Source organism: Plastoroseomonas hellenica (assembly GCF_018129085.1).
GTDB classification, from domain to species: Bacteria; Pseudomonadota; Alphaproteobacteria; order Acetobacterales; family Acetobacteraceae; genus Plastoroseomonas; species Plastoroseomonas hellenica.
On the sequence record NZ_JAAGBB010000009.1, the window covers coordinates 169,727 to 177,408 of the forward strand.

The following is a 7,682-nucleotide window of genomic DNA, read 5'->3' on the forward strand; positions in this document are numbered from 1 at the left end:
GAGACCCGAGTGATGCCCGACGCATTGTGGCGCCTGTCCGCAACCGAGCTCGCCGCGCGCTTCCGGCGCCGGGAGACGACGCCGACCGCCGCCCTGGACGCGGTGCTGGCGCGCATCGAAGCCGCTGATACCGCGATCAACGCCTTCACGACGCTCGACGCCGCAGGCGCGCGATCCGCGGCGGCCGCGGCCGATGCACGCCACGCGGCCGGCGCACCGCTCGGGCCCATGGACGGCGTGCCCGTCTCGATCAAGGACAACATCACGGTCGCCGGGCTCCGCTGCGCCTGGGGCAGCGAGCTCTACCTCGATCATGTGCCGGATGCCGACGAGACGCCGGTGGCACGGCTGCGCGAGGGCGGGGCCGTGATCCTCGGCAAGACGAACGTGTCGGAGTTCACGCTCGGCCGTGGCAATGTCTCGACCAAGGCCTTCGGCACCACGCGCAACCCGTGGAACACGGCGCTGGTGCCTGGCGCCTCCACCGGCGGCGGCGCGGCGGCGGTGGCCGCCGGCATGGGGCCGGTCACGCTTGGCACCGATGGCGGCGGCTCCATCCGGCGGCCGGCCTGCCATTGCGGCCTGGTCGGCCTGAAACCCTCCACCGGTCGCGTGGCGCGCCGCAATGGCCTGCCGGTGATCCTCGACGATGCGGAGGTCATCGGGCCGATCGCGCGCAGCGTCGATGACCTCGCCGCGACGCTCGCCATCATTCAAGGGCCGCTGGCGGAGGACCGGCTGTCGGTCGGCGTCCCCGGCGCCACGACGGAACCGCCGCCGCCGCGCGGGCTGCGCATCCTCTACATCCCGCGCTTCGGCGCCTGGACGGTCGACGATGTCGTGGCGGAATCCTGCGCCGCCGCCGCGCGCGCCCTCGCTGGCCTGGGCCATGTCGTCGAGGAAGGGCCGCTGCCCGTCGACCTCGACCTCTTCGAGAAGCACTGGCCGACCTTCACGGCGGGCGGCCTCGCCTGGCTGCTGCGTGGGCAGGATTGGCGCGGCCGCATCGGCGAGATCTACGAGGAGATGGCGGAACGTGGCGCGGCGCTGACGGCCGCGGATTACATCGACGGCCTCGCCGCCTTCCGGGAAGTGCAGGCGCAGTTCGCCCGCGCCTTCCGCGACTGGGACCTGTTGATGACGCCATCCGCCGGGTCCCTGCCCTGGCCTGCCGAGCAATTCGGACCGCCGCATCACCGCGCCTTCACCGGCATCGTGAACGCCGGCGGCCTGCCGGGGATCAACATCCCCTGCGCGCCCGCCCCCAATGGGCTGCCGATCGGCTTCCAGCTCATCGCGCCCTTCGGCGGCGACTGGACGCTGATCGCCATGGCGCGCCAGTTCGAGGCGGCGCATCCCTGGGCCGATCGCTGGCCGGCGCTATAGGCGGCCGCGGTCTCAGCCGGGGGTAAGATTCGCCGCGCGGACCACCTCGGCATAGGTGGCGGTGTCGCGCCGGATGCGGCCGGTCAGCGGCTCGGCGCCCTCGGCCAGCACGTCGAGCCCGATCTCGGCCAGGCGCGTGCGGGCCGCGGGCCGGCGGATCGATTCCAGCAAGGCGGCCGAAAGCGCGGCCTTCACCTCCGGCCGCGCGCCGGCCGGCATCACCACCCCGTACCAGGTGTCGGAGACGAGCTGCGGGTAGCCAAGTTCGGCGAAGGTGACGAGGTCGGGCAGCAGGCGATGCCGCGCGCCGGCGACGATGCCGAGCCCGACCAGCTTGCCGTCGGCGATCGGCTGCAGCACGTCCGGCAAGTTGCCGAGGGTGTAGTGGACGCGGCCGGCCAGCAGGTCCGTCAGCATCGGCGCGACGCCGCGATAGGGCACATGCTCCGCGTTCAGCCCGGCCAGCAGCTTCAGGTGCTCCATCCCCATGTGCTGGCTGGTGCCCTGGCCGTTGCTGCCGAAGGACAGCCCGGCCCCGGGCTGCCGCGCGCGGGCGAGGAAGCCGGTGAAATCCGAAGCGACCGAAGGGTGGCAGACCAGGACATGCGGGGTTTCGACCAGCAGCGCGAGCGGATCGAAATCGGTCTGCGCGTCATAGGGCTTCGGCCGGTGCAGCGTCTGGTTCACCGTGAAGCTGTTGGCCACCATGAGGACGGCATGGCCGTCCGGCGGCATGGCCTTCACTGTCTGCACCGCCACCAGCGTGCCGGCACCCGGCCGGTTCTCCACCACCACGGTCTGGCCGAGCAACGGGGCCGCGCCCTCCGCCACCATGCGGCCCACCAGATCGAAGCTCGATCCCGGCGGGAAGGGCACGACGTAGCGGACCGGGGCCGAAGGCCTCCAGGCGGCACCCTGGGCCAAGGCGGGTGTAGCCAGCAGGCCGGGCAGGGCCAGGAGGGAACGGCGGCGCATCGTGATCTCCGTCGGGCGACGCGCCGACGTAAGCAATCCCTATGCCGTATGGTTGACCCGGTGGCTTCGGCCCGAGGGGCCCACGCGGTGTCCGCGTGATGCCGCGCGGACGATCACAACGCTGAAGGAAGCGGTCCGCGAAACCGGCTGGTTGGGGCGCCAGGATTCGAACCTGGGAATGGCGGTACCAAAAACCGCTGCCTTACCACTTGGCGACGCCCCAGCCGTGCGCCCTCATAAGGGGGCGGGGGCAGGCCGGGCAAGCCCCCCACCCCAGCGCCACCACGCCGCCGGCAGAGACGCTGCGGCACGCGCCGCGCTTTCCGCATCCGGCATGATCGCGAAACAGGTGGCGCCGGACCCGCTCATTCTCGCCAGCAGCGCGCCGGGCAGCGCGCGCAACGCGGCGAGCACCTCCGCGACCGCGGGGCAGATGGCGATAGCCGGCGCTTCGAGATCATTGGCGAGCCGCGCCAGGTCCGCCGCCATAGCGTGGGCATCATCCCAGCCGGCCGGCAGCGCAGCCGCGCCGGAGTAGCGCCCGGCAAGCGCCCGGAACACCGACGGCGTCGACAGGGCGACGCGCGGATTGGCCAGCACTAGCCCGAATGCCGGCAAGGCGGGGGCGGCGGACAGCACCTCCCCCACGCCGCGCATCCGGTGCGGCACGGAGGCGAGGCAGACCGGCACGTCGGCGCCGAGCGACAGCGCGATCTCCCTCATGCGGTCCGCCGGCAGGCGCAGGTTCCATAGCCGCGCCAACACGCGGAGCGCCGCCGCCGCATCCGCGCTGCCGCCGCCGATGCCGGAGGCGACCGGCAGCCGCTTGGTCAGGCGCAGCGCCGCCTGCGGCGCCACGTCGGCGGCATCGGCCAGCGCGCGCGCCGCGCGCAGCGCCAGATTGTCCGGCTCGGCGGCCAGTGCCCCGGCTTCCGGGCCATCCAATGTCAGACTCAGCGCTTCCGCCGGGGCGGCATCGAGCGCATCGCCGATATCGGCGAAGACCACCAGGCTGTCGAGCAGGTGGTAGCCGTCGGGGCGGCGACCGGTGACCTGCAGGAAGAGGTTGAGCTTCGCCGGTGCGGATTCGGGCATCAATTCCGTGGCTGCGGCGCCGCGTCAGCCGGCAGCCCGTCGCGCAGCTTCGCCTCGATCCGCGGCCCCTCGCCGGCTTCGGGCCCGAGCGAGAGGGCGCGGCGCCACTGGAACTCCGCCTCATGGCGCCGTCCGGCGACGAAATAGGCATCGCCGAGATGGTCGTTGATGACGCTGCTGCGCGGCTCCAGCTCCACCGCCCGTTCCAGCCAGCGCACCGCGCCCGCCATGTCGTTCAGCTTGAACAGCGCCCAGCCCAGGCTGTCGGCGATGTTGCCGTCGGTCGGGCGCGCGGCGACCGCCCGTTCCAGCATCGAGCGGGCCTCGGCCAGGTTCTGGCCTTGCTCCACCCAGGTATAACCCAGGTAATTCAGCACATAGGGCTGCTCGGGCGAGAGCTCGAGCGCGCGGCGGAAATCGGCCTCGGCGCGCGGCCAGCGGCCGGCCCGTTCCTGGGCGATGCCGCGGGCATAGAACAGCGGCCAGTCCTGCGCGCCGACCTGGGTCAGCCGGCTGATGGCGCCGTCATAGGCCTCGACCGATTCCGCCCAGCGGCTGCGGGTGCGTTCGAGGTCGCCAAGCCGCGCCAAGGGCTGCCAGGCGGCGGGCCGGACCTCGGCCAGGCGGCGGAGCGCCGCCGCGGCGTCTTCGGCCCGGCCCAGGCGTTCGAGCACGGCGGCCCGGCGCAAGGCGGCGGCAGGCGCCAGCGGATCGCCCTCCGGCACCTCGTCGAGGAGCCGGAGGGCGGCGGCGTGCTGATCCTCCTGCGCCAGGGCATCGGCGGCGAGCAGCATGGCGGGCGCGAAACCCGGCCGCAGGCGTATCGCCAGGCGGGTGAGCAGCAGTGAGAATTCGGGGGCCGCCTGGCCGCGCAGCGCGGCCGCCAATGCGAGCTGCGCTTCCGCGATGCCCTCGACGGCGGCGCTGACCGGCTGGGTGGTGAGCAGCCGGCGCCGCCCCTCCTCCCCGGCGACCAGAGCGAGGTCGTCCTGGGTCCGCAGATTGTCGTCGAGCAGGCGCTGCGCATCCGCCTCTCGCCCGGCCCGGGCCAGCACGCCGGCCGCGATCTGGATCAGGCGCACCGTCGGCTGGTCGGTCGCCGACAGCGCCAGACGGATGAAGCGTTCAGCCTCCCGCGGGCGGGACGCGACATCCGCGATCAGCGCCGCGTGCAGGGCATAGAGGCCGGCCAGGCGCCCAGGCTCCAGCAGCGGCCGCAGGGTCGCGAGCGCGGCATCGGTCTGGCCCCGTCCCTGCTGCGCCCAGGCGATCAGCAGCGGCTGCAGCAATTGGGCAACGCCCTGGCGCGGCAGGGCGCGGTAGCGCTGCTCGGCCCGTTCCCAGCGGCCCGCCTGCGCGTCGGCGCCGGCGATGAGGAGCTGGGCGATCGGGTTGTCCGGCAGGCGCCGGGCCAGCCGCACCGCATCGGGGCGGCCGTCAAGCACCGTCGCGATGAAGGCGCGCTGCAGGACCTCCGGTTCCTCCGGCTCGAGCCGCAGGGCGGTGAGCAGGCTGTCTGCCGCGTATCGGGTGTCGCTCTCCGAGATCGCCAGCCGGCCGGCCAGGTAGGACCCGTAGGAGCTTGGCCGGGCGGGCGCGGCGTCGGGCACGGCGATGCCGTCATTGCCGTTGCTCGCGGCATCGGGGGAGCTGCCGGCAGCGCAGGCGGCCAGAAGTGCCAGCGCCAGCATGGGGAACCGACGCGGAGGGGGAGTGCCGAACATGCGGAGGATGCTACTGACTCGCCGTCGGCAAGGCGAGGTGGTTCCCGAGGCCGGCGAGGGCGCGGCCGGCCACGGCGGAGCGGCCCGGCGACGGGGCAGATTCGATCCCATAGTTTAATTTATGATACCAGAGTCGATATTTAATACATTTCTTTCGATCTTTCCGCTAGCGATTTCTCTAAATTTATATAATTCTCCCGAATGCTGCGGAGCAAAGCCATTGCGCATTCTTCTGGTTGAAGACGATCCCTTCGACGCGCTCGAAATGTCACACATGCTGCGGCACGTCTCCGCGACGGTGGACATCGTCGGCACCGGCGCCGCCGCCTGCGAGCTGGCCGGGCTCCACGACTACGATCTCGTGTTGCTCGACCTCGCGCCGCCCGACATGGAAGGCCACGAGGTGCTTCGCCGGTTGCGCGCCGCGGGCACGCAGGTGCCGGTCATGATGCTGCCCGGCCACAGCCTGCCGGCGGAGAAGATCCGCGCGCTGGGATTCGGCGCCGACGCCACCGGCATTCAGGCAGTGGCCCGCCCTGCCGCGGCTGTCCCCGAGCCCTCGCTCACCGCCGGCCAATTGACGCTGGACCCGACGGGCCGGGTGGCGACCGTCAGGGGCCGTCCCCTGCGCCTCACCGGCAAGGAATACGACGTCCTGGAGCTGCTGGTGCGGCGCAAGGATACGGTGCTGACCAAGGCGGCCTTCCTCGACCACCTTTATGGTGGTCCCGACGGGCCGGAGGCGAAGATCATCGACGTCTTCATCTGCAAGCTGCGCAGGAAGCTCGGCCAGGCCGGCGCCGGCGACCTGATCGGCACGGTCCGGGGCCAGGGCTATATGCTGCGCGACCCCGCGCCCCCGCCCGCTGCGCGGCGCCCTGCCGGCGGCCGGCCGGTGCTCGCCGCCTGATCCCTATTCCAGCGTGATGTTGGCGCCGCGGATGACCGCGCCGAGCGTTTCGATCTCGCGCTTCGCCAATGCATCCAGCTCCTCGATCGTCATGGCGGCGAGGCGCGTGCCGCCTTCCTCCGCCCGCTGGCGGATCGCCGGATTCTCCGCCAAGCGGCGCAACTCGGCATTCAGCCGCTCCAGGATCGGGCGCGGCACGCCCGCGGGGGCGAAGAAGGCGAACCAGGCGTCCATGGTGAAGCCCGGCAGCCCGGCTTCCGCCGTGGTCGGCACCTCCGGCAGGCCGCTGCTGCGCTGCGCGCTGGCCATCGCGATCGCCTTCACCCGGCCGGCCTGGACCAGCGCGATGGCGGAGGAGGGCGTGGTGATGAAGATCTCGACCCGGCCGCCCGCCACGTCCTGCAAGGCCGGCGCCGCGCCGCGATAGGGCACGTGCACCATCGGCGCGCCGATCGCCCGCGAGAAGACCTCGCCGGCGATATGCTGGATGGAGCCGTTGCCGGAGGAGGCGAAGTTCAGCTTGCCCGGATTGGCGCGCGCATAGGCGATCAGCTCCTGCAGGGTATTGGCCGGCAGGTTCGGTGCGCCCAGGATCACATGCGGCGCCATAGTCGCCATCGCGACCGGTGCCAGGTCCCGGATCGGGTCCCAGGTGAGGTTGCGCATCATCGCCGGATTGCCGGCGTGATAGCCGGAATACTGCATCAGCAGCGTGTGCCCGTCCGGCGCCGCCCGCACTGCCTGCTGGATGCCGATATTGCCGTTGGCGCCGGGGCGATTGTCGATCACCACCGGCTGGCCGAGCGCCTGGGACAGCCCTTCCGTGAACAGCCGCGCCGCGAAGTCGGAGCCACCGCCTGGCGGGTTCGGCACGATGATGGTGACGGCGCGGTTCGGGAAGCCCTGGGCCGTGGCGCTGCGCGGCAGCAAGGGGAGGGCCGGGGCGGCGAGCAGCGCGCGGCGCGCGACGCCGCCGGCGAGGAGACGGATCATGACATTCCTCCGGGATTTCTTGGCGCGGAGTGTCGTGGGCCCGTGGTCAGCAGGCAAGACGCCGGAATCAGGCTTCCATCGACAGCGCGCGTGGCCCCGGGTTCGGATCGGCCTGCAGCAAAGCCTCTCGAACGGCCGCCAGCACCGCATCCTGCATCGCGATCGCGCCGGCCAGCGCGTCCCGGTTGATATCCGCCAGCCCGCGAAGTTCCTCCAGCAGCGGCGGCAGGCGCGGATCATCGGGCAGCGGCGCCACGAAGACCCGCTCGAAATCCTCGAGTGCCGCCAGCTTGGCGGCGGTATGCGCCGCGATCCCCGGGAAGCCGGGGACGTCCAATGCGGCCGTCTCGGCGATCATCGCGTCGGCCAGTGCCTCACCGGCGGCGATCATGGCATCGACAGTCACGGCGGGTACCGCCGTTGAGCGCGGTCATCCATCACCGCCTGCGCGCGGCGCGCAGCGCGCCGCGCCGCCTCGGTGGCACGACGCTCCGAGAGCAGCTCCAACACGCGCTCCCGCCGCCGCGCCTCGGCCAGCGCCGTTTGCGCGACCTCGCGGGCGGCGGCCGCATGCTGGGCGCGCACGGTGGCGCGGTCCC

Annotated in this window: 8 protein-coding genes and 1 tRNA gene; 2 read left to right on the plus strand and 7 right to left on the minus strand. The window is 72.4% G+C overall.

Annotation, left to right across the window (positions count from 1 at the left end; genetic code table 11):
* Window positions 1-12: 12 nt before the first annotated feature.
* On the plus strand, window positions 13-1,386 hold the full coding sequence (locus GXW71_RS09760) for an amidase (protein ID WP_211852304.1): 1,374 nt from the start codon (window positions 13-15) through the stop codon (window positions 1,384-1,386).
* 12 nt (window positions 1,387-1,398) lie between these two features.
* Here GXW71_RS09760 and GXW71_RS09765 read toward each other — a convergent pair whose 3' ends face one another.
* The 4 genes from GXW71_RS09765 to GXW71_RS09780 all read right to left on the minus strand — a co-directional run bounded on the left by GXW71_RS09765 (window position 1,399) and on the right by GXW71_RS09780 (window position 5,180).
* Window positions 1,399-2,361 carry a Bug family tripartite tricarboxylate transporter substrate binding protein gene (locus tag GXW71_RS09765; protein ID WP_211852305.1) on the minus strand — a complete coding sequence of 321 codons (963 nt, stop codon included), beginning with the start codon at window positions 2,359-2,361 and terminating at the stop codon, window positions 1,399-1,401.
* A 148-nt stretch (window positions 2,362-2,509) separates the two neighbouring features.
* Window positions 2,510-2,584 (minus strand) — tRNA-Gln (locus GXW71_RS09770).
* 11 nt (window positions 2,585-2,595) lie between these two features.
* Window positions 2,596-3,456 carry a 4-(cytidine 5'-diphospho)-2-C-methyl-D-erythritol kinase gene (locus tag GXW71_RS09775; protein WP_211852306.1) on the minus strand — a complete coding sequence of 287 codons (861 nt, stop codon included), beginning with the start codon at window positions 3,454-3,456 and terminating at the stop codon, window positions 2,596-2,598.
* Window positions 3,456-5,180, minus strand: a complete 1,725-nt coding sequence (locus tag GXW71_RS09780; protein ID WP_211852307.1) for a tetratricopeptide repeat protein — start codon at window positions 5,178-5,180, stop codon at window positions 3,456-3,458. Before GXW71_RS09780 ends, GXW71_RS09775 begins: the two co-directional genes overlap by 1 nt.
* A gap of 220 nt (window positions 5,181-5,400) precedes the next feature.
* On the opposite strand from GXW71_RS09780, the gene GXW71_RS09785 reads away from it, so the two are divergent.
* Window positions 5,401-6,090 (plus strand): response regulator transcription factor, encoded by a 690-nt coding sequence (locus tag GXW71_RS09785; RefSeq protein ID WP_246526422.1) that lies wholly within the window; start codon window positions 5,401-5,403, stop codon window positions 6,088-6,090.
* A gap of 3 nt (window positions 6,091-6,093) precedes the next feature.
* Here the strand turns inward: GXW71_RS09785 and GXW71_RS09790 are convergent, their stop codons facing one another.
* The 3 genes from GXW71_RS09790 to GXW71_RS09800 form a co-directional block, all read right to left on the minus strand.
* Window positions 6,094-7,083 carry a Bug family tripartite tricarboxylate transporter substrate binding protein gene (locus tag GXW71_RS09790; protein ID WP_211852309.1) on the minus strand — a complete coding sequence of 330 codons (990 nt, stop codon included), beginning with the start codon at window positions 7,081-7,083 and terminating at the stop codon, window positions 6,094-6,096.
* A 67-nt stretch (window positions 7,084-7,150) separates the two neighbouring features.
* Window positions 7,151-7,489, minus strand: coding sequence for a hypothetical protein (locus GXW71_RS09795; protein ID WP_211852310.1), 339 nt, complete (start codon window positions 7,487-7,489; stop codon window positions 7,151-7,153).
* A partial coding sequence (locus GXW71_RS09800; protein WP_211852311.1) for a flagellar FliJ family protein occupies window positions 7,486-7,682 on the minus strand: 197 nt, incomplete at its 5' end. The genes GXW71_RS09795 and GXW71_RS09800, both read right to left, overlap by 4 nt.